Here is a 21,172-nt window from a genome sequence, read left to right as displayed (position 1 = left end):
GACACCACACCGTTATCCTGCCGCCTACCAAAGCGGAAATCGAAGCGTCATAGCTCACAGCTACTCCCCCTAACTTCCACTCCCTCTCTATTAACGTCGCTACCACCATTTCGCAGGCAAAAAAAAGCCTGAGCCGGCACAGCACCAGACTCAGGCAAAAAGGTTTCCGCTGTTAGCGGTCTATCAGAACGCGGCGCTGTAAATAGCGAATGCGTCGTCTTCAGTCACGTCGCGGGGGTTGTTGCCCAGCAGACGGGTTTGTTTCATGGCTTCCTGGGCCATACGGCGCAGGTCGCTTTCCTTGATGCCGACTTCGCGCAGTTGGCGCTCGATGCCGGTATCAATGGCGATCTGTTCCATGAAGTTGATGAAGGCCTCAGTCTTGGAGGCTTCATCACCCTGGATGCCGGGGATCAGCACTTCCGCCAGTTCGGCATACAGCGGGGCTGCGGCCGGGGCGTTAAAGCGCAGAACGTGTGGCAGGACCAGCGAATTCGACAAGCCGTGTGGCACGTGGAAAATACCGCCGATCGGGTAAGCCAATGCGTGTACGGCACCCACGGGAGCGTTCGCAAAAGCCTGACCAGCCAGTGTGGCACCCAGCAAGATGTCCTGACGAGCCTCGGCATCCTGGCCGTTGCGACAAACGTGCACCAGTTTGCCGCCAATCAGACGCAGGGCTTGTTTGGCCAAATTATCCGACAGCGGGTTTTTCAGGATACGGCTGGTGTAGGCCTCGATGGCGTGCACCATGGCATCAATACCGGTCGCCGCGGTGATGCGCGGTGGCAAGCCCAATGTCAGTTGCGAGTCCAGAATGGCCAGGTCTGCGTACAGCTCGGGAGCCACCACGCCGGATTTGGTGGTTTCGCCGGTGGTCACGATGGAAATAGGCGTCACTTCCGAGCCTGTTCCCGCCGTGGTCGGGATCTGCACCAAGGGCAGGCGCGAGCCGCGCACATTATCAATGCCGTACATCTCTTGCAGGGGCTGGTCTGACGCCAGCAGGACGGCCAGCAATTTGGCCACGTCCATGGACGAACCGCCACCCAGGCCAACAACGATTTCCGTTTTGGCCTGGCGAGCGCGCTCCGTTGCCTGCAAAACAATGTGCTCTGGAGGATCGGCAATAACATCGTCAATCACTTGCACGGTCCAGCCGTTGGCTTTCAGATCAGCCAGGGCAGGATCCAGCAAGCCGCTTTCGTGCAGGAAACGGTCAGTCACCAGACAAACGCGCTCTTGCGAGTAGCGCTTGCGCAGGATCTGACCGAGCCGGGCAGCGGCTCCGCTTTCAACATAAATAGCGGGGGTGGTTCTGAACTCGAATGCCGACATGGGCTTTCTCCTTATGGTATGGCGGGCTGCGGTACTTCGATACGGCCGCGGTCCATCCGGTAGGTGTAATCAATCACATTGCCTGCGTGCTGCAAGTCAGCACCGGACAACAAGGCACTGAAGCCCTCTTTGCTCAACTCGCCCACCACTTCTGCAATACGCTTGGACAGCGCAGGAGCAACGCCTTCAAAAGGCTCGTCCAGCAAAAGCAGCTTGTCAGCCGTCATCAAGGCTCGGCCAATGGCGACCAGCTTTTGTTGACCGCCCGACAATTGCAGGGCGCGGCGTGGGCCAAATACTTTCAATTCAGGAATGATGCGCCAGACGCGATCCAGACGCTCTTCAATGTCCTGGGATTTCAGGGCCCAGGCGGGCAGGCGAATGTTCTCTTCCACGCTCAGCTCGGGGATCAGTTTGCGATCCTCGGGGGCAAAGCCCATGCCCAAACTGGTGCGACGGTAAGCGGGCATCTTGGCCAGTTCCTGACCATCAAACATGACCGAGCCACTGTCCACAGCCAGCAAGCCCATCACGGTGCGCATCAGCGTGGTTTTACCCGCACCGTTACGACCGGCCAGACCCACGATCTGGCCTTGGCGCACTTGCAGGTTTACCTGGCGCAGGATGCTGGTGGGGCCAATACGTACATCCAGATTTTTGACATCAAGCAGCATTATCGGCCTCCTGTTTATTGCGTCCCACCGGCTCGCCGATGATGTATTCACGGACCTGCTCATGGGCCAGCACTTCGTCCGGAGTGCCGTTGGCCAAAATGGTGCCGTCGTAGAAAGCCAGCACGCGATCGCTGTAGCGACGCACGATTTCCATATCGTGCTCCACAAACAGAACCGTCACGCCAGCATCACGAACCACTTTCATGACACGGTCCATCACTTCAAATTTCTCGTCACTGGCCACACCACTGGTGGGCTCGTCCAGCAACAGCACTTTAGGCTGGGCCACCATGGCCAAAGCAATGTCCAGCAACTTGCGAATCCCTTCAGGCAAGGTGCCGGCCTGGGACTGGGCGAAGGCGCTCAGGCCGAAACGCTCCAGAATCGCACTGGCTTCGGACAAGGGTTGCTTGGCCACGCCCAGGGCAATTTCCACGTTTTCCAAGGCGTTCAAGGAGGTGAACAGCTGAGGAATCTGGAAAGAACGGGCGATCCCCATGCGGGTCACTTCCCGGGGTGGCAAACCCGTGATCTCGCGACCGGCAAAAAAGATATTGCCGGAGTCCGGCTTCATGTAGCCGGTCAACATGTTCACGAAGGTGGTTTTACCTGCGCCATTGGTACCGATCAGGCCCGTAATGGTTTGCGCATGGATATCAACGGTCATATCGCGCGCAGCGTGGACAGCGCCAAACTGCTTGCACAAACCTTTAGCAGAAATCAAGGGTGACTGACTCATGAGCGGGCCCCTGTCGGTGAAGAAGAATCGTTGGAGGTAGCCGCTGCATTGCGACGGTTCAGAATACTGATCAGGCCACCGGGCAAGAACACAATCAGGGCCAACATGCTGACACCCATGACAATCTGCCAGGTGTTAGGAGCATATTGGTAAGCCAGTGTGCGGATCAGCTCCAGGCTCAGCGCACCCAGGAAAGGCGCGTAAGCGTTACGAGTACCGCCCAGCACAGCAATAAAGATGAACTCGCCCGAAGTGGTCCAGAACGCCAGTTCAGGGTCCACGTGACCAATGCTCAGCGAGGACAAGGCACCGCCCAGACCAGCCAGAGCCGCCGCCAGCACGTAGCTCAGGTGAATATTGCGGTAAGCCGAAGCACCCAGGTATTCAACGCGAATTTCATTGTCCTTGATGGCTGGGCCCAGACGACCGGCACGGCTGCGCAGGAAACCTTGCATGGCCCACAGCACAAAACCCACCAGCACCACGGTCAGGACGAACACGCCTGGACGCGAGAGGGTTTCAGCAAAGGCACCCCACATGAAGGAAGGCGCGTGCACGTTAAAGCCGTCACTGCCACCCAGGCTGGGGTTACGCACCAGCAAGCCGTACATGATCATGGACAGGGCCAGGCTCAGCATGGCGAAGAAAATATCGCGGTAGCGAGCCAGCAGAAACCCCAGAACCCAGGCCAGCAGCGCAGCGCAAGCAGCGGCAAATGGCAGCAGGATTACGGCTTCACGCCAGTCCAGGTAGTTCATGGCCATACCTACACCATAGGCGCCGATGCAGTAGTACAAGCCTTGACCAAAAGAGGCCAGGCCGGAGCGCAGCAAGAGCACCACGCCCAGGGCAACCAGGCCCTTGGCCAGCGCCACCGTGATCAGAAACTGCCAGGATGGCAGGCCAAAGCCCACAATCAGGGCGGCCACCGTAATGACCAGGGCAATCATGCCCTGCTTAAGCGTAATGTTGGTCTTGTTCATATCTTTCGGGCCTCGGCGGCAGCAAACAATCCTTTAGGACGGACGGCCAACACCAGTGCCATTACCGCGTAGATGGAGAAGAGTTCAATTTCAGGCCAGTAATGCACGGCAAAAGAGCGCACCAGGCCCACAATCACAGCGCCCAGAGCAGCACCAGGCAAGGAGCCCAGACCACCGATCACGACCACGGCGAAAGCCATCACGATGACTTCCACGCCCATGCCGGGAGCGACAGAGATGGTAGGAGCCGTCAGCGCACCCCCCAGGGCGGCCAGCGTGGCACCAGCAATAAACGTCAGCAGGAAGTAACGTTGCACGTTAATGCCCATGGCCTGGCTGACTTCGCGGTCATGAATCACGGCCAGCAAGATGCGGCCTTGACGCGAATACTTCAGGAACAAGGTCAGGAACAGGCCAGCCAGAATGGCAGCCACAACAATCACAAAGCTGTAGGTGGGGTAGAACAGGTCGCCGAATTCGACGTTACCCAGCAAACCATAAGGTTCGGCGATCACATAAGGATCCACGCCCCAGACCAGCTTGACGGTATCTTCCAGGATCAGGAAGACCGCGTAGGTAATCAGCAAAGAGACAACAGGTTCTTCCTGGTAGAAGAAGCGCAGCAGGCCATATTCAATGACCAGCCCCAGCACCAGACCGGCAATAACCGCGGCCAGGATCAGCATCAAATAGCTGCCGTATGGGCTTTGATCGGTAGAGAGCCACTGCGTCACCATGGTGACAGCGGTATAGGCGCCAATGGTATAGAGGCTGCCGTGGGCCATGTTCAGGATCTTCATCACACCATAGATCAGCGTGAGTCCGACCGCGACCAGAAACAGCCAGGCGGCGTACATGATGCCATCTATTAGGGCAGCAGAAAGAAGAGACATAGTCGGTTTCTGTGGAAAGGGAATAAAAAATGCCACCACGCCGCAAGCTCGGTGTACTTCTCCTTATGGGAGAAGCCTTTACCTGGCAAGCAACTCGGCGGTAATGCACGTACCACTGGCGACGCCTTCGGTGTCCCCCCTTACAGGGAGCCTTAACCTTGGGAGCGGCCCGGCGGTAAAAACCGGACATGCAAAAAACGGTCTTGCATGCCCGGATTGTCAGGGCAGCGTCCTTTTCAGGACGTCTGCTCGGATCAGTACTTCAGACCACCCTTGATCCAGTCGATGGACTTCACGCCTTCGGGTGGAGTGACTTCTTCAGGTTTGAAGTGACGCAAGTCGGTGTAGCTGATCACGCCTTTATCGTTTTTCACCACGCCCAAGGTCGTACCTTGAACAGCCTGGTGGCCTTTACCCAAGGACATGGTCACGTCGCCCGATGGGCTCTCGAAGGTCAGGTGCTCGAATGCAGTAACCACTTGTTCGGTGGAAGGGGTTTTGCCTTCGTTGGCAGCCTGGGCTTTTTCGTAAGCCGCTTTCAGACCCAGCAGAGTTTGCGTCATCTTGTAGGACGGGTAGCTAGGATCTGCATTGAACTGTTCGCGGTAGCTGGCACGCAACCAACGGTTCAATTCATTGTCAGGAGCGAAAGCAGCGTGTGGGCCACGAGCACCGATGATGGTGCCAGTCGGGATCTGGTTGTTGGCACGGTGTGTTGCCGTTTCACCGGCGGTCAGCACGGTCAGGGTGTTGCGGAACAGACCGCGTGGCAGAGCCTGCACCACGAAGCCTTCCAGATCACCACCCCAGAAGCTGGAGTGAATCACTTCAGGACGGGCAGCCATCAAGGACGAGATTTCGGCGTTGTACTGACCAGCGCCCAGCTTGGGCATTTGCGAGGTCTTGGCTTCTACACCGGGCTTGAGGGCTTGCAGTGTGCCTTCAAAGTCGTGCCAGGCATCCTGACCCCAGGCGTAGTTCTGGTTGATACCGGCGTAGCTCTTCAACTCGGGGTTGCGCTCCAGCACAAAGCGGGCAGCAGCCACGTTGTCCATGGTGGCGTGGGCCACAGGACGGAAAACGTACTGGTAGCTGGCGTCTTCAAACAGGCGGGGTGTACCGCAGTCGAAAATCAACGTCAGTTTTTTCAGCTCTTCAGCAACGGGGGCCACGGCCAGGCAATCGCCCGAGGAAATGTAGCCAACCACGATGTCCACGTTCTGTTGCTGAACCAGGTTGCGGTATTCGCTGACCTGTTTGGCGGTGCCGCCGTTCTCGTCAATGAAAACCAGTTCAATCGGTGCGCCACCCAGACCCTTGGTGTTGTAAGGGGCAGGTACTTTACCTTCATTCAATTGGGCAGCTGTCAGTTCAGCGGCATTTTTGGCTGGAACGCCAAACGGGCCGGAGGCAGCACCGGACAAGAAAGTCACCACACCAATCTTGATGGGTTTGACATCATCAGCGTTGGCAGTCGTGCTGGCCATCAGGCCAGCGGTGGCCAGTGTCAGGGCCAAAGTCAATTTTCGTGGGGTTGCAGACAGGATAGACATAGCGTCTCCTTTATTTAGCTTATTGTGGGGTTCTGCTGATGGGGCGCTCTATATATAAGAGCGGCCCCCTTCGCTGCGCTGGGCGCGGGCATGTATCAACTTACAGCTGCTGGCACATGTATTTGATTTCCAGGTACTCGTCGATTCCGTAACGGGAGCCTTCGCGACCCAGACCGGATTGCTTGACGCCACCAAAGGGAGCCACTTCGTTGGAAATCAAACCGGTATTGACGCCAACCATGCCGTACTCCAGCGCTTCGCCCATGCGCCAGGCACGTGCGTTGTCGCGGGTGAACAGGTAGGCAGCAAGACCATATTCGGTGTCATTGGCCATCGCGATCGCTTCAGCTTCGTCTTTGAAGCGGAACAACGGCGCCACAGGGCCAAACAATTCTTCACGGGCCACGCGCATGGCCGGTGTTGCATTACCCAGCACGGTGGGCGAGAAGTAGGTACCGCCCAGAGGATGAGGCTGGCCACCTTGCAGAACGCTGGCGCCATTTTCAACGGCGTCATCAATCAATTCGCGCAAACGATTGACGGCTTTTTGCTCGATCAGCGGACCTTGCTCCACGCCCTCTTCCATACCGTTGCCCACTTTCAGGGCAGCAACCCGTTCGCTCAGGGCTTTGGCAAAGCGATCGTAAATACCGTCTTGCACCAGGAAGCGGTTGGCACACACACAAGTCTGACCGCTGTTGCGGTACTTGGAGGCCATGGCGCCTTCGATGGCGGCGTCCAGATCCGCATCGTCAAACACGATGAACGGGGCATTACCACCCAGTTCCAGCGACAGACGCTTGATGGTTGGAGCACACTGCGCCATCAACAAACGACCCACTTCGGTGGAGCCGGTAAAGGACAGCTTGCGCACAATGGGGCTTTCCGTCAGAGCGGCGCCCACCACACGGGATTGACCGGTGACCAACTGGAACACACCAGCAGGGATACCCACGCGCTCGGCCAGTACGGCCAGCGCCAGGGCAGTCAGGGGAGTCAGGTCGGCAGGACGAACAATAATGCTGCAACCCGCAGCCAGAGCTGGCGCTACCTTGCGGGTAATCATGGCCGCAGGGAAGTTCCAGGGAGTGATGGCAGCGCACACACCGACGGGCTGCTTGACCACCACAATGCGTTTGTCCGCTTGGGGGTGGCCGACCACGTCGCCATATACACGCTTGGCTTCTTCGCTGAACCATTCCACAAAGGAAGCGGCGTACAGCACTTCACCACGAGCCTCGGCCCAGGGCTTGCCCTGTTCCATGGTCATGATGGTGGCCAGGTCGTCCGCGTTGGCAACCAGCGCATCGAACCAGGCGCGCAACAGCTTGGCACGCTCGTGCCCGCTACGTGCCTTCCACTCGCGCTGGGCCACTTCAGCATCGCTGATGACCGCTTCGATTTCCGCTGTGGCCAGGCTGGCGACATTGGCCAGGCACTCACCCGTAGCAGGATTAAGAACGGCGAAGGTATTGCCATCGCCTGCCGAGACCCAACCCTGAGCGGTCCAGGACTGATCTTTTGCCAGGCTGGGATCCTTCAGTTTGCTAATCAATGATGCCGCGATATTGTTCATTATGCTGAACCTGTTTCTCTTATAGTGAACTTGGTAGAATTATAGGAGCCGAAAAATCGCGACGTCAACGAATCGGCTTACGGGTTTACCCGTAGAACATCAGTCACCGTATTTTTTGTTTTGGGGCATTTGAAGGCACAATGTAGAGTTGGCATCCCGACAGCAAATCTGGCCTAATTCAGGGCCTGTACGCCTGGTCTATGGGCTGATTGCCCTATGAGATGCTTCTGGCTGTGCTGACAGAACCCTGCCCCTGTTCCCAGAGTTCAGCCCTGTCCATCCGGGCTTATTGGACTTCCTGTGTGTCGTTATGGAGTTAGTCGTAGTGGAAGAGAAGAAACTGGTTCCGGCTGTAGTACGTGCAGTCACCGTACTGGACGAATTGGCGGCCTCGCCGGAGCCCCTGTCATTTACGGACCTGGTCAAACGCCTGGGTATGCCCAAAAGTTCCTTGTATGGTCTGTGCACCACCTTGCTGGATCTGCACCTGATCCGTAAGCTGGAAAATGGCAGTTTCACCCTGGGTACACACGTGATGGGCTGGGCCAATGCCTTCCTGTCTCAGCTGGATCTGACGCAGGAGTTTTTTGCCGCTTGGGACGATATGCGCGTCCTGCCTGAAGAGACCATCACCCTGTCCATTCTGGATGGCGAAGACGTGGTCTACATTGCCTGCCGCAACGGAACTCGCCCGCTGGGTTTCACCTTCCGTGCCGGGATGCGCTTGCCTGCGGTCTATACCGCTACCGGCAAGGCCATGCTCAGCACCTTGCCGGGATCGGATCTGGAGCAGGCCTTGAATCACCCCTGGCCCGAACCGCTTACCGTGCATGGCCCGCGCAGCAAGGAAGACTTGATGGTGGAATTGAACGATGTGCAGCGCCTGGGATACTCCGTGGACGCCTGTGGCGTACGCGACGGCATGCACTGCTTTGGAGCTGCCGTGTTTGATTCCAATAACCGCGCTGCCGTGGCCGGAGTGGCCGTCAGCTTGCTGACCCAGGAAGCCGATGAAGCAGCTCAGCGCCGTGCCGGTGAAGCCATGCGCAAGCTGGCTAATCGCCTGTCAGAACGCCTGGGGGCGTCGCGCAAGGCATAAGCTTTTTCCAGCCTGCACAGCACGTTATAAAAACAAGGGGCGGCATCAGCAGCCCCTTTTTGTTTGAATTATTTCTTGATCCAGAAGGCGGTAGCGGCATCTACCCTGAAGTTTGTTTATAAAGCGCAGGCCTATGAACCCTGGCCTGGACTGTCACCCCCTCCAGACATTGCAAGAAAGCCAGTGAATCGCAGGAGCCCCCTGCACTGCCAGCCCTGCTTGCTTGCTTGCTTGCTTGCTTGCTTGCTTGCTTGCTTGCTTGCTTGCTTGCTTGCTTGCTTGCTTGCTTGCTTGCTTGCTTGCTTGCTTGCTTGCTTGCTTGCTTGCTTGCTTGCTTGCTTGCTTGCTTGCTTGCTTGCTTGCTTGCTTGCTTGCTTGCTTGCTTGCTTGCTTGCTTGCTTGCTTGCTTGCTTGCTTGCTTGCTTGCTTGCTTGCTTGCTTGCTTGCTTGCTTGCTTGCTTGCTTGCTTGCTTGCTTGCTTGCTTGCTTGCTTGCTTGCTTGCTTGCTTGCTTGCTTGCTTGCTTGCTTGCTTGCTTGCTTGCTTGCTTGCTTGCTTGCTTGCTTGCTTGCTTGCTTGCTTGCTTGCTTGCTTGCTTGCTTGCTTGCTTGCTTGCTTGCTTGCTTGCTTGCTTGCTTGCTTGCTTGCTTGCTTGCTTGCTTGCTTGCTTGCTTGCTTGCTTGCTTGCTTGCTTGCTTGCTTATCAACATCCAATCATCTTCCCCGCTTTCTATTTCCCAGCGATCGGCCCGCAAACGGTAAACTGTCGCTAAATCCTTTATTTTGCAGTTCTTTTTGATGTCACCCATCGTGCCCCATACCTCTTTCAGTACCCTTCCCCTTCTGCCCGCCTTGCTTGAAACCCTGGATAGCCTGGGTTTTGAAAAAATGACGGCCATTCAGGAACAAAGCCTGCCCTTGATTCTGCAAGGCCGCGACCTGATCGCCCAAGCCAAGACCGGCAGCGGCAAAACCGCCGCGTTTGGCCTGGGTCTGTTGCAAACCCTCAACCCCAGCAAGCTGACTCCGCAAGCCCTGGTGATCTGCCCCACGCGCGAGCTGGCCGATCAGGTCACCACGGAACTGCGTCGTCTGGCCCGCCAGATTCCTAACGTGCGCATGCTGACTTTGTGCGGTGGTGTGCCTTCACGTCCGCAAACCGAAGCCTTGCGCAATGGTGCGCACGTGGTGGTGGGAACGCCGGGCCGTATTCAGGACCATCTGGAGCGCGGCAATCTGGACTTGTCCGCCCTGAAAACATTGGTCCTGGACGAAGCCGACCGCATGGTAGATATGGGCTTTCACGATGACATCGTGGCCATTGCCTCGCACTGCCCACCCCGCCGTCAAACCCTGCTGTTCTCCGCCACTTATCCGGAAAATATCCGCAAGCTCAGCGCCCGCTTTCTGAAAAACCCTGCAGAAGTCAAAGTGGAAGCGCTGCACGATGCCAGCCAGATCGAACAGATCTTTTATGAAGTTCACCCTGAGCAACGTCTATCTGCCGTGGTGACCCTGCTGGAGCACTTCCGCCCCGCCTCTACCCTGATTTTCTGCAACACCAAGATGCGTTGCCAGGAAGTGGTGGAAGAACTGCAATCCGAAGGCATCCAGGCCCTGGCTCTGACCGGCGACCTGGAACAACGTGATCGCGACGAGATTCTGGTGCAGTTCTCCAACCAGAGCTGTGCCGTGCTGGTCGCGACCGATGTGGCGTCACGCGGTTTGGACATTCAGAATCTGGGGGCCGTCATCAACGTAGACGTCACCAAAGACAGCGAAGTGCATATCCATCGCGTGGGTCGGGTCGGCCGGGGTGATCAGAAAGGCCTGGCCCTGAATCTGGTCTCGCGCAGCGAGCAGCGCTGGGTGAAGTTGATCGAGGAGTTCCAGGGCAGCGAAGTGAAATGGAGCAATCTGAAAGGCTTGCGCCCTCAGTCCAAAGAGCCGCTGCGCGCCCCCATGATGACGCTGGAAATTCAGGGTGGCAAAAAAGACAAGCTGCGCCCCGGCGACCTGCTTGGTGCCCTGACCCGCGATGTGGGCCTGAAAGGCGAGCAGGTTGGCAAGATTGCGATTACCGATGCCCGTTCCTACGTGGCGCTGGACCGCAAGATTGCACGTCAATACTTTGACCGCATTGCCAACGCCAACATCAAAGGCCGACGCTTTCGCATGCGCTTTGTAGAAGATAAATAAATAGGACAGCGACAGTCCCTGAACCAAGGACCGGCAACGCCAGCACCATAACCTATTGGAAGCAATAGCCAGTGCCGTTGCCGAGTCTGCAAGCAGCAGCTCGTGCCATACCAGGCAGTTATTAGCTTAGGCAGCTAATTTTCAAAATAAATGCCGCAGCCAAAAAAATATATAAACTACCTTTCAAGCCCAAAAGCGCCGCACGCTCCCACCGGAGCACACTAAAGCACACCCATATCCAATTTTAAAAAAGAGACAGAAGCCTGGAATCATTAGCCAATTAACAAGCTATAAGCAAAAGGAACAGCCATGAGCATCCACGTTTTTTCTGCAACCGCAACGTTAATAGACCAACTAAAGATTGAATGCACTTCCAGGGATTTTTCCATTGTTCTGGATGAACCCGGCAAGAGAGATAATGGCAGCGGCGGGATGACTCCCCTGGAGGCCCTGCTTTCAGCAATTGGCTCCTGTAAATGCATTGCTGCAAAAAGCTTTGCAAAGAGTCAAAAAATTGACTTAATCGACATCAAAATCGAGATGGACGGTGAAATAGACACAGATGGCTTCTACGGGATCAATAAAGAGGCCAAAATGGGATTTCATAAAATTACGTGCAAATACTATATCCAGGCCAATAACAGTGATGAAGAAATAGAGGAATTCGTCAACTTCATTGAAAGAACCTGCCCAGTTCTGGACACAATAATAAATACGCCTGAACTGTCAAACGAGATCCACATTATCAAACAGTAAGATAGAGCCCGTATTTTTGAAAAACGCCCTCGCCTGTATGTGCAACTACATACAGGCGATTTTGCTGGGAGCCAGTTTCAAATGACTGGCAGCCGAGGGGCCCGAACCGTGCCAGCGAGCCAGCTCCCGTATACGTTCAATCAGGCTGACCGCGGCCTCGCTCATGCAGCCTGTATCTCGTGGATAGGCCATCAATAATTCACAGCGCGGGCCGCCACCGATCAAGGGGCGCGACACCACATTCTTGGGCATGAAGTATTCCGCGTAGGTAGGCAGCAAGGTATAGCCCAGGCCAGCAGCGACCAGATTAATACTCATCAGGGGGTTGGCCGAGTTATAGGTGTGCTCGGGCACCACTTTATGATGAGCCAGATAGCGGGCCAGCACATCGTGCATGGAGCGGCCATAGGAGCGATCCACCGCAATCATGGGCAAGCGATTCAGGCGTGCCGGCGGGATCAGACTATAAGCCTCCAGGCTATGCCCCTGGGGTAGATACACTCGCAAGGGCTCATCCAGCACCACTTCGCTGAACACATTGGTGGCGCGCACCGGGCCGCGCATGAATCCCAGGTCCAGCTCGCCACGCGCCAGGGCTCCCTCCTGCTCATTGGAAGTCAGGCTGCGCAACACTACATCGACCTGAGGAAAGGCTGCACGAAAAGCGGGCAGCACTGCTGGAAAGATACGCACCTCGGCCGCGGGCACAAAGCCTATCGTCAGCACTTCCCGCGCCTGCGAGGCCGCCTTGCCGGCCCGCTGTACGGCCTCCTCCACCTTGTGCAGGATCTCGCGCGCGTCATCCAGAAAAATCACACCTGCTTCGGTCAATTCGACTTTACGGCGCGTGCGGTTCAGCAAGGGATAACCGATCTCTTCTTCCAGATTTCGGATCTGCTCGCTCAAGGAGGGTTGAGAGGTATACAGCCGCTCGGCAGCACGGGTGAAATTCAACTCTTCCGCGACTGCAACGAAGTAACGCAAGTGTCGCAACTCCAAGTTTGTCTCCTGTCAAATTGATCGTTCCCTGCCCGGAACGTACCCGCACAGCGTTGGACGCAGCCTGCTGTGAGGACCAAAACAAGCCTTTCTTTTAGGCACTATTGTCGCCGCTCCCACGCCCTGAAAAGCAGACCCAATCTTCAATGCTGCAGCGCAGCAATCATAGCTAGCGTAAACCCTAGGTGTCGCCAAAGCCGCATCAATACTGGCCTGAAACCGAAACCCACATGCAAGCAAGGGGTTTTAGAGGGACTTATCGGGTTTGCCGATCACCCGATCTAAAGCAAGTATTGGTCGGATTCATTTCAAGCTTCTACATTTTGCCGCTAGCGACAAAAACCTGTTTTGCAAAAGCACGCATTGCAATAGCGAGGAGCAAACGATGGGAATCAACCCTGAAAAAATCGAAGCCTTGGTCGATGCACGTAATGGACGCGTCACCCCCTCCATTTACACCGACCCGGATATTTATGAGCTGGAGCTGGAGCGCATCTTTGGCCGCACCTGGCTGTTCTTGTGCCACACCAGCCAGATTCCCAAAGCGGGAGACTTCTTCAATACCTATATGGGCGAGGACCCGATCATCGTGGTTCGTCAGAAAGACGGCTCGATCAAGGCCTTTCTGAACCAATGCCGACACCGCTCCATGCGCGTGTCTTATGCCGACTCGGGCAATACCAAAGCCTTTACCTGTCCCTACCACGGCTGGAGCTACGGCACCAACGGCGATCTGGTGGATGTACCGCTGGAGCCGCGCGCTTATCCGCAAGGCTTGTGCAAGGAAAAGTGGGGCCTGCAGGAAGTAACCCGCGTCAAAGTATACAAAGGCCTGGTCTTTGGCAATTGGGACGCCACAGCGCCTGATCTGGAAGAATACATGGGCGACATTGCCTGGTACCTGGACGGTGTGCTGGACCGACGCGAAGGCGGCACTGAAATCATCGGTGGTGTTCAGAAATGGACCATCGAATGCAACTGGAAATTCCCCGCCGAACAGTTTGCCTCCGACCAGTATCACGCCCTGTTCTCGCACGCCTCTGCCGTGCAAGTGCTGGGCCAGAAACCCGGTGACGAGGACAAGGCTCTGGGCGCCGGACAAACCGCACGCCCGGTTTGGGAAACCGCCAAGGACGCCGTCCAGTACGGCCAGCGCGGCCATGGCAGTGGCTTCTTCTTTACCGAGCAGCCTGACGCCAACGTGTGGGTGGACGGTGAAGTCTCCCAGTACTTCCGCGACACCTATGCCGAAGCCCACGAACGCCTGGGTGAAGTCCGCGCCCTGCGCCTGGCCGGTCACAACAATATGTTCCCTACCCTGAGCTGGTTGAACGGCACCGCCACCCTACGCGTCTGGCATCCCCGTGGCCCCAATCAGGTAGAAGTCTGGGCCTTTTGCATTGCCGATGCAGCCGCTCCCGACGATGTAAAAGCCGCCTTCGAGCGCAGCGCTACCCGCGCCTTCGGTCCCGCCGGTTTCCTGGAACAGGACGACTCCGAGAACTGGGCTGAAATCCAGAAAATCCTGCGTGGTAAACGCGCTCGCGGCACGCAACTGTGCATGGAAATGGGTTTGGGCAACGAAGGGCTGCGCAGCGATGGCGTACCCGGTGTGACCAACTACATCTTCTCCGAGACCGCCGCCCGTGGCCTGTACAAGTACTGGGCCGACCTGATGGTGTCCGAAACCTGGGATGAAGTACTGGAACGCAGCCGTGCCTACGAAGAGGAGCTGGTGAAATGAGCGCCGTCATTCAAGAGCCAAGCCAAGCTGCCATCGTCGACATGCAGCTGCATCACGAGATTGCCGACTTTTTGTACCAGGAAGCCGAACTGCTGGATGACTGGCAGTTCCGTGACTGGCTGGACCTGCTGTCCGAGGATGTGCACTACCACATGCGCAGCACGACCAATGCGCAAACCCGCGATCGTCGGCGCAGTGTGCAGCCACCGAGCACCTGGATCTTCAACGACAACAAGTTCCAGCTGGAGCGCCGCGTTGCACGTCTGGAAACCGGCATGGCCTGGGCGGAAGAGCCACCCTCCCGCACCCGTCACTTTGTGAGCAATCTGCGTATCCGCCCAACGAGCGATGGCCAGGGCTACGAGATCCGCAGCAACTACATCCTGTACCGCGCTCAGAAAGAACGGGATGAGACCTGGTATGCCGGCAAACGCATTGATTGCGTGCGCCGCAGCGACAACCGCTTTGGTTGGGAGCTGTACGAACGCGAAATCGTTCTGGATCAGGTCGTCATTACCTCCCACAACTTAAGCGTTCTGTTCTGAACCCGCTTATTTTCCGATGTTGATTGATATGACCCGCATTACTGCATGTGAAACCGGTGCGCTGGCCGATGGCGAAGCACTGAAGATAGACACCCCCGAGCGCCAGATCGCCTTGTTCAATATCGCTGGCACCTTCTACGCCACGGACGACCGCTGTACCCACGGCAACGCGTCCATGTCCGAAGGCTATGTCGAGGACGACGGCACCGTGGAGTGCCCCTTGCACGCTGCCCGCTTCTGTCTGAAAACGGGCGCGGCACTGTGCCAGCCCGCCACGGAAGCGCTGCGTACCTATCCGGTCATCATCAGCGAAGGCATGGTCTATATCGATCTGGAGACCCAGGCATGAAAGGCTGGCTTGAAAACGAAGTCGCACTGATCACCGGAGGCGGCTCCGGCCTGGGCCTGGCTCTGGTGGAGCGCTTTTTGAAAGAAGGGGCCAAGGTGGCCGTGCTGGAACGCTCGGCAGAAAAATGCGCCCAGCTGGAGCAGCACTTTGAAGGCAAGGTGCTGGCCGTCCAGGGGGACGTGTGCAGCGCGGCCGACAATCAAAAAGCGGTCGCTGCCACAGTGGCCCGCTTTGGCAAGCTGGACTGCTTTATCGGCAATGCGGCTGTCTGGGATCACGGCGCACGCCTGATCAACACCAGCATGGAGCAATTGGACAAAGGCTTTGATGAGCTGTTTGCCATCAACGTCAAAGGCTATCTGCTTGGGGCCAAAGCGGCTGCCGCCGAGCTGGTGAAATCCTGCGGCAGCATGATCTTTACCTTGAGCAACTCCGCCTTCTACGCCGAAGGCGGTGGCCCTTTGTACACCGCCAGCAAGCACGCGGCGGTCGGTCTGATCCGTGAACTGGCATTCGAGCTGGCCCCCAAGGTACGCGTCAATGGCGTGGGCCCTTGCGGCATGAAAACCGATCTGCGCGGACCGCAGGCTTTGGGTCAGCAAGACACCCGCATCATGGACTCACGCTCGCCCGATGCAATCAAGGCCATCCTGCCCCTGCAGTTCTTCCCCGAACCGGAAGAATTTACCGGCCCCTTTGTGCTGCTGGCATCACGCCAGAACAACCAGACGCTGACCGGCGTCATGATCAATGCTGATGCGGGCCTGGGTATCCGGGGCATCCGCAATGTGGCTGGCGGTCTGGAGCTGTGATGCAAGCCCCCCATATCCTCATTATTGGAGCTGGGCAGGCCGGCACCACAGCAGCCGCCGAACTGCGCAGCCGTGGCTTTCAAGGCTCGATCACGCTGGTCGGTGATGAGCCTCATCTGCCCTATGAGCGTCCGCCGCTGTCCAAGGACGCCTTGCTCAACCCCGAACAGGCCCAACTGACACTGCACCCCGCAAGTTTCTACCAGGAACAGAATATCGATCTGAGACTGGGCGTACGTGCTGTGGCCATTGATGCTCAAGCTCGTCAGGTCAGTCTGTCCAATGGTGACAGCCTGAACTACGACTCGCTGCTGCTGGCCACCGGTGCGCAGGCCCGACGCCTGCCCGAACTGGATGCTTTGGGTTCTGTATCGCATGTGCTGCGCACCCTGGACGATGCCCATCGCATTCGCGCCCAGATCAAACCGGGCAGCCATGCACTGCTGGTAGGGGCTGGCGTGATTGGTCTGGAGCTGGCCTCCAGCCTGGTCGCCATGGGCGCAACTGTCGAGCTGATCGACCCGGCCACCCGCATCATGTCGCGCAATGCTCCCGAAGTCTTGAGCGATTACTTGCTCGGCGTCCATCAAGCGCGCGGCGTCCACGTTCATCTGGGCACCCATGTCGAGCATGCAAGCCTTGAAGCTGAACAAAAAATTGCTTTGACACTCAGCAACGGCAAGACACTGCAAGGTGATCTGCTGATTTACGGCGTAGGCGTCACCATAGACACCTGCCTGGCTGACAGTGCCGGGCTAAATACCGAGCAAGGCGCCGTGGTCATTGATGAGCATGGCCGCAGTTCCTGCCCAGGCATTTATGCCGCCGGCGACACCACCGTTCAGATCGGACTGGATGGCCGCTGGCAGCGGCAGGAAACCTGGGAGAACGCCAACCGCCAGGCCGTGATGGCTGTGTGCCACATGCTGAACCAGGAACCCGCCAAAGCCACTCCCTCCTGGTTCTGGACTGATCAATGCGACCTGAATATTCAATTCGCCGGGGAGATGCAGGCGGCTCATTGGGTCCTGCGTGGCTCACTGGAGCAAACGCCCTTTGTGCTGATCGGCCTGGACCCGGAAGGTGCCATCTGTGGCGCCATCACCATCAACCAAGGTCGCGACATGCGTCCCTTGAAGGAATTGATTGAACAAAGAGCCATCTTGCCATTGGAGGTCTGGGCCGATACCACCCAGGCCCTGCGCAATCTGGCCAAACAGGGGGCGAGCCTTGCGCTTGCCGCACAAGCCGCGGCTCCATGCGTCGCGGCCCCTTCACACTCATAAAACAGGAGACCGGGATGCAGGCACATCTGGAGTGCTTATCGCACACCCCCTTGCTGGGTCATCACGACCCGGCACAGGCCGTGCTGGACGAAGTCTTTGCGGTACAAAAAGCCGCCCGCGAGCGCATTGCCGCCTTCAAACCGGATTTGATCGTGCTGTTCACGCCCGATCACTTCAATGGTTTTTTCTATAACGTCATGCCCAGCTTTTGTATCGGCACAGGTGCCCATGCGATTGGGGATTTTAGCAGTCTGGCCGGGCGCTTGAACGTGCCCTTCGAGCTGGCTACCGACTGCGCCACCCATGTCATCAATAGCGGTGTGGATGTGGCGATTTCGCACGATATGCAGGTCGATCACGGTGCTGCCTATCCGCTGGAGCATCTGGTAGGCAGTCTGGATCAGTACCCGGTTATTCCGGTGTTCATCAACTCGGTAGCGGCCCCCCTGCCCACGTTCAAGCGTGCACGCCTGCTGGGTGAAGCCATCGGTCAATGGGCCCGTTCTACCGGAAAACGCGTGCTGTGGCTGGGTTCCGGCGGGCTGTCCCATCAGCCCCCCGTGCCCGTTTACGCCGAAGCGCCCGAACCCGTGCGCCGCTCTCTGGATGGCGAAGGCTACACCCTGTCGCCCGAAGCCCGTGCCGCTCGCACCCAGCGCACGATTGATGCTGGCAAGGCTTTCACCCAGGACCCCTCGGTGTTGCATCCGCTTAACCCCGAGTGGGACCAGAACTTTCTGGATCTGCTGCAAACGCAGCGCTATGCCCAGCTCGATGAGGTCGCCAACGACGAGGTCTCCGCCCTGGCAGGCCGCAGCGCCCACGAAGTCAAAACCTGGGTAGCCGCCTTTGCCGGACTGTCGGCCTATGGCCCTTACGAAGCAGGCCATCGCTACTACCGTGAAATTCCCGAGTGGATTGCTGGTTTTGGCGGCTTGTCCGCCCATCCCAGCAAGAACTGAAATCCACCACAACAAAACATCAGGAGATTGTCATGAGTCTTAATGAAGCTGATTACAGCCGTTTCGCGACCGTGGTCGAGGAAGGCAAGGAACTGCGCATTCACTACAACGATCTGGGCCAGGGCGAACAGACCGTCGTCATGCTGCACGGCTCGGGCCCCGGTGCAACCGGTTGGGCCAACTTCAACCGCAATATCGAACCCCTGACCCAGGCCGGCTATCGCGTCTTGCTGATTGACTGCCCCGGCTGGGGCAAGAGCGACTCCATCGTCAACAGCGGTTCGCGCTCGGATTTGAATGCCCGTGTCGTCAAAAGCATCATCGACCAGTTGGGCATAGCCAAGATTCACATGCTGGGCAACTCCATGGGCGGACATAGCTCGGTGGCCTTTGCCCTGACCTGGCCCGAACGTGTGGCCAAACTGGTTCTGATGGGCGGCGGCACAGGTGGCATGAGCCTGTTCACCCCCATGCCCAGCGAAGGCATCAAGCTGCTGAACGGCCTGTACCGCGAACCTACGCTGGAAAACCTGAAGCGCTTTAACAATGTCTTTGTGTTCGATGCCAGCGTTCTGACCGAAGAACTGCTGCAAGCCCGTCTGAACAATATGCTCAGCCGCAAGGATCACCTGGAAAACTTCCTGAAATCCCTGGAAGCCAACCCGCGCCAGTTCCCCGACTTCAGCCCGCGCCTGCCCGGCATCACCGCCCCCACCCTGATCATCTGGGGCCGTCAGGACCGTGTCGTTCCTTTTGACACCGGCCTGCGCTTGCTGGCGGGTATCCCGAACTCCGAGCTGCACGTCTACAACCAATGCGGCCACTGGGCGCAATGGGAACACGCCGAGAAGTTCAACCAGCTGGTGCTGGACTTCCTGGAGCGTTGAGATGAGCGAATCATCCATTGAACTGCTGGACACGCTGGCTGCCCGCCTGCGCCAGGCCGAACACAGCGGTCAGGCCATTGAACCGATCCGCGCTCTGATCGGTGAAGACAATGCCCAGGCCGCCTATGACATCCAGCGTATCAATATTGCTCGTGGCTTAGCGCAGGGACGCCGCCTGACGGGCCGCAAGATCGGCCTGACCAACCCCAAGGTGCAAAAGCAGTTGGGCGTGGACCAGCCCGACTTCGGCGCCCTGTTTGCCGACATGGCCTATGGCGATGGCGACACCGTCCCCTTCGAACGTGTATTGCAGCCCAAGATCGAGGCCGAAATCGCCCTGATTCTGGAGCGCGACCTGCCCCACGCCGACACCAGCTTTGCGGATGTCGCCACCGCCGTAGGCTGGGTCATGCCTTCTTTGGAAATTGTGGGCAGCCGCATCGAAAACTGGGACATCCGCTTTGTCGATACCGTGGCCGACAACGCCTCCAGCGGCCTGTATGTGCTGGGCGGACCCGCCCGTCGCCTGGATGGTCTGGACCTGCGCGCCGCCCGCATGACTCTGCTGCGTAACGGCGAAGCGGCCTCCAGCGGCAGTGGTGCCGAGTGCCTGGGCCACCCCTTTAATGCAGCCGCCTGGCTGGCCCGCACCCTGGCCAAACTGGGTGATCCGCTCAAGGCCGGGGATGTCATTCTGACCGGCGCTCTGGGCCCCATGGCGCCGGTGGCCAGCGGCGATCACTTTGAAGCCGTGATCGAGGGCATAGGCTCGGTATCGGTCACCTTCAGCGCAGGCTAAGTCCTCTTTGTTCGGAGTAACACACATGACAAACCCCAAAATTGCCGTCGCCATTATTGGCTCGGGCAATATCGGCACCGACCTGATGATCAAGGTACTGCGCCAAAGCAAATACCTGAGCATGGGTGCCATGGTCGGTATCGACCCCAGCTCGGACGGCCTGGCCCGTGCGGCACGGCTGGGCGTGCCCACCACCCATGAAGGTATTGAAGGGCTGCTGAAGCTGCCCAACTTCCAGGACATTCGTATTGTGTTCGATGCCACCAGTGCCGGGGCCCATGCCCGCCACAATGCGCTGCTGCAAGAACACGGCATCAAGGTGATTGACCTGACGCCTGCCGCCATTGGCCCGTACACCGTGCCCGTGGTGAACCTGGAAGACAATCTGGACGCGCCCAATATCAATATGGTGACCTGCGGCGGACAGGCCACCGTGCCCATCATCGCGGCCATCTCGCAAGTCACCCCCGTGCACTATGCGGAAATCATTGCCTCCATCTCGTCCAAGTCGGCCGGTCCCGGCACGCGCGCCAATATTGACGAGTTCACGGAAACCACCAGCAAAGCCATGCAAGTGGTAGGCGGCGCACAGGTAGGCAAAGCCATTATTGTGCTGAACCCGGCCGAGCCCCCGCTCCTGATGCGCGACACCATCTACACCCTGACTGATCCGGGCAAAGAGGCTGAAATCGAGCAATCGGTTGAAGCTATGGCAGCCCAGGTTCAGGCCTATGTGCCCGGCTATCGCCTCAAGCAAAAAGTGCAATTTGACCTGATCCGGGAAGACCAGCCCATCAATGTGCCCGGTCTGGGCTTGCGCTCCGGTCTGAAAACGTCGGTCTTTATCGAGGTGGAAGGTGCGGCCCATTATCTGCCCGCTTACGCAGGCAATCTGGACATCATGACCAGCACCGCCCTGGCCTGTGCCGAGCGTCTGGCACAAACCCGCTTGCTGACGCAGGCCGCATGATTAGCAAGGA

General features: G+C 57.8%; 21 protein-coding genes. 12 read left to right on the top strand and 9 right to left on the bottom strand.

Annotated elements, in window-relative coordinates:
• Window positions 1-183 precede the first annotated feature (183 nt).
• The 7 genes from ACFPDR_RS04580 to ACFPDR_RS04550 form a co-directional block, all read right to left on the bottom strand.
• Window positions 184-1,338 carry an iron-containing alcohol dehydrogenase gene (locus tag ACFPDR_RS04580; RefSeq protein ID WP_088450643.1) on the bottom strand — a complete coding sequence of 385 codons (1,155 nt, stop codon included), beginning with the start codon at window positions 1,336-1,338 and terminating at the stop codon, window positions 184-186.
• Between the two features lie 11 nt (window positions 1,339-1,349).
• The gene (locus ACFPDR_RS04575) at window positions 1,350-2,012 is read right to left on the bottom strand and encodes an ABC transporter ATP-binding protein (RefSeq protein ID WP_009459228.1); all 663 of its coding nucleotides are present in this window, start codon (window positions 2,010-2,012) and stop codon (window positions 1,350-1,352) included.
• Window positions 2,002-2,751: an ABC transporter ATP-binding protein gene (locus ACFPDR_RS04570; RefSeq protein WP_009459230.1), complete on the bottom strand. Its 750-nt coding sequence runs from the start codon at window positions 2,749-2,751 to the stop codon at window positions 2,002-2,004. Before ACFPDR_RS04570 ends, ACFPDR_RS04575 begins: the two co-directional genes overlap by 11 nt.
• Window positions 2,748-3,734 carry a branched-chain amino acid ABC transporter permease gene (locus ACFPDR_RS04565; protein ID WP_021446921.1) on the bottom strand — a complete coding sequence of 329 codons (987 nt, stop codon included), beginning with the start codon at window positions 3,732-3,734 and terminating at the stop codon, window positions 2,748-2,750. The genes ACFPDR_RS04570 and ACFPDR_RS04565 overlap by 4 nt, the downstream gene beginning before the upstream one ends.
• Complete coding sequence (locus tag ACFPDR_RS04560; protein ID WP_035272061.1) at window positions 3,731-4,627, bottom strand: branched-chain amino acid ABC transporter permease; 897 nt, start codon at window positions 4,625-4,627, stop codon at window positions 3,731-3,733. The genes ACFPDR_RS04565 and ACFPDR_RS04560 overlap by 4 nt, the downstream gene beginning before the upstream one ends.
• Window positions 4,628-4,881: 254 nt before the next feature.
• The gene (locus tag ACFPDR_RS04555; protein WP_035272059.1) at window positions 4,882-6,180 is read right to left on the bottom strand and encodes an ABC transporter substrate-binding protein; all 1,299 of its coding nucleotides are present in this window, start codon (window positions 6,178-6,180) and stop codon (window positions 4,882-4,884) included.
• Between the two features lie 100 nt (window positions 6,181-6,280).
• Window positions 6,281-7,756, bottom strand: a complete 1,476-nt coding sequence (locus tag ACFPDR_RS04550) for an NAD-dependent succinate-semialdehyde dehydrogenase (protein WP_376910684.1) — start codon at window positions 7,754-7,756, stop codon at window positions 6,281-6,283.
• 325 nt (window positions 7,757-8,081) lie between these two features.
• Here ACFPDR_RS04550 and ACFPDR_RS04545 point away from each other — a divergent pair, with 325 nt between their 5' ends.
• Window positions 8,082-8,855: an IclR family transcriptional regulator gene (locus tag ACFPDR_RS04545; RefSeq protein ID WP_376910682.1), complete on the top strand. Its 774-nt coding sequence runs from the start codon at window positions 8,082-8,084 to the stop codon at window positions 8,853-8,855.
• Window positions 8,856-8,955: 100 nt separating this feature from the next.
• On the opposite strand, the gene ACFPDR_RS04540 is transcribed toward ACFPDR_RS04545, so the two are convergent.
• A complete protein-coding gene (locus ACFPDR_RS04540) occupies window positions 8,956-9,564 on the bottom strand; it encodes a hypothetical protein (protein WP_376910680.1) in 609 nt (202 codons plus the stop codon).
• 88 nt (window positions 9,565-9,652) lie between these two features.
• Here ACFPDR_RS04540 and dbpA point away from each other — a divergent pair, with 88 nt between their 5' ends.
• Both dbpA and ACFPDR_RS04530 read left to right on the top strand, forming a co-directional pair.
• Complete coding sequence (gene dbpA, locus ACFPDR_RS04535; RefSeq protein ID WP_009459240.1) at window positions 9,653-11,053, top strand: ATP-dependent RNA helicase DbpA; 1,401 nt, start codon at window positions 9,653-9,655, stop codon at window positions 11,051-11,053.
• Window positions 11,054-11,362: 309 nt separating this feature from the next.
• Window positions 11,363-11,809, top strand: coding sequence for an OsmC family protein (locus tag ACFPDR_RS04530; RefSeq protein ID WP_376910677.1), 447 nt, complete (start codon window positions 11,363-11,365; stop codon window positions 11,807-11,809).
• A 45-nt stretch (window positions 11,810-11,854) separates the two neighbouring features.
• Here the strand turns inward: ACFPDR_RS04530 and ACFPDR_RS04525 are convergent, their stop codons facing one another.
• The gene (locus tag ACFPDR_RS04525) at window positions 11,855-12,808 is read right to left on the bottom strand and encodes a LysR substrate-binding domain-containing protein (protein WP_009459251.1); all 954 of its coding nucleotides are present in this window, start codon (window positions 12,806-12,808) and stop codon (window positions 11,855-11,857) included.
• 385 nt (window positions 12,809-13,193) lie between these two features.
• On the opposite strand from ACFPDR_RS04525, the gene hcaE reads away from it, so the two are divergent.
• Genes hcaE through ACFPDR_RS04480 form a run of 9 tightly spaced genes read left to right on the top strand, consistent with a single transcriptional unit; the run spans window position 13,194 to window position 21,162 of the window.
• A complete protein-coding gene (gene hcaE, locus ACFPDR_RS04520; RefSeq protein ID WP_009459253.1) occupies window positions 13,194-14,552 on the top strand; it encodes a 3-phenylpropionate/cinnamic acid dioxygenase subunit alpha in 1,359 nt (452 codons plus the stop codon).
• Window positions 14,549-15,097, top strand: a complete 549-nt coding sequence (hcaF, locus tag ACFPDR_RS04515) for a 3-phenylpropionate/cinnamic acid dioxygenase subunit beta (RefSeq protein WP_035272051.1) — start codon at window positions 14,549-14,551, stop codon at window positions 15,095-15,097. The genes hcaE and hcaF overlap by 4 nt, the downstream gene beginning before the upstream one ends.
• Window positions 15,098-15,125: 28 nt before the next feature.
• Complete coding sequence (gene hcaC / locus ACFPDR_RS04510) at window positions 15,126-15,446, top strand: 3-phenylpropionate/cinnamic acid dioxygenase ferredoxin subunit (protein WP_376910674.1); 321 nt, start codon at window positions 15,126-15,128, stop codon at window positions 15,444-15,446.
• Window positions 15,443-16,258 carry a 3-phenylpropionate-dihydrodiol/cinnamic acid-dihydrodiol dehydrogenase gene (gene hcaB, locus ACFPDR_RS04505; RefSeq protein ID WP_060186371.1) on the top strand — a complete coding sequence of 272 codons (816 nt, stop codon included), beginning with the start codon at window positions 15,443-15,445 and terminating at the stop codon, window positions 16,256-16,258. The genes hcaC and hcaB overlap by 4 nt, the downstream gene beginning before the upstream one ends.
• The gene (hcaD, locus tag ACFPDR_RS04500; protein ID WP_376910671.1) at window positions 16,258-17,544 is read left to right on the top strand and encodes a 3-phenylpropionate/cinnamic acid dioxygenase ferredoxin--NAD(+) reductase subunit; all 1,287 of its coding nucleotides are present in this window, start codon (window positions 16,258-16,260) and stop codon (window positions 17,542-17,544) included. The genes hcaB and hcaD overlap by 1 nt, the downstream gene beginning before the upstream one ends.
• A gap of 14 nt (window positions 17,545-17,558) precedes the next feature.
• Window positions 17,559-18,506, top strand: a complete 948-nt coding sequence (locus ACFPDR_RS04495) for a 3-carboxyethylcatechol 2,3-dioxygenase (protein ID WP_376910669.1) — start codon at window positions 17,559-17,561, stop codon at window positions 18,504-18,506.
• Window positions 18,507-18,538: 32 nt separating this feature from the next.
• The gene (locus ACFPDR_RS04490) at window positions 18,539-19,393 is read left to right on the top strand and encodes an alpha/beta fold hydrolase (protein WP_060186368.1); all 855 of its coding nucleotides are present in this window, start codon (window positions 18,539-18,541) and stop codon (window positions 19,391-19,393) included.
• 1 nt (window position 19,394) lies between these two features.
• Entirely contained in the window at window positions 19,395-20,192 is a 798-nt protein-coding gene (gene mhpD, locus ACFPDR_RS04485; RefSeq protein ID WP_009459271.1) for a 2-keto-4-pentenoate hydratase, read from the top strand.
• Window positions 20,193-20,217: 25 nt separating this feature from the next.
• Window positions 20,218-21,162, top strand: coding sequence for an acetaldehyde dehydrogenase (acetylating) (locus ACFPDR_RS04480; protein WP_203145562.1), 945 nt, complete (start codon window positions 20,218-20,220; stop codon window positions 21,160-21,162).
• The last annotated feature ends 10 nt before the right edge of the window (window positions 21,163-21,172 follow it).

Origin of the sequence: Alcaligenes sp. GCM10023179, from assembly GCF_042653705.1 — a bacterium.
In the GTDB taxonomy this organism is placed as follows: Bacteria; Pseudomonadota; Gammaproteobacteria; order Burkholderiales; family Burkholderiaceae_B; genus Alcaligenes; species Alcaligenes phenolicus.
The sequence above is the reverse complement of the archived record's forward strand: the minus strand, read 5'-3'. Positions and strand labels throughout refer to the sequence as shown.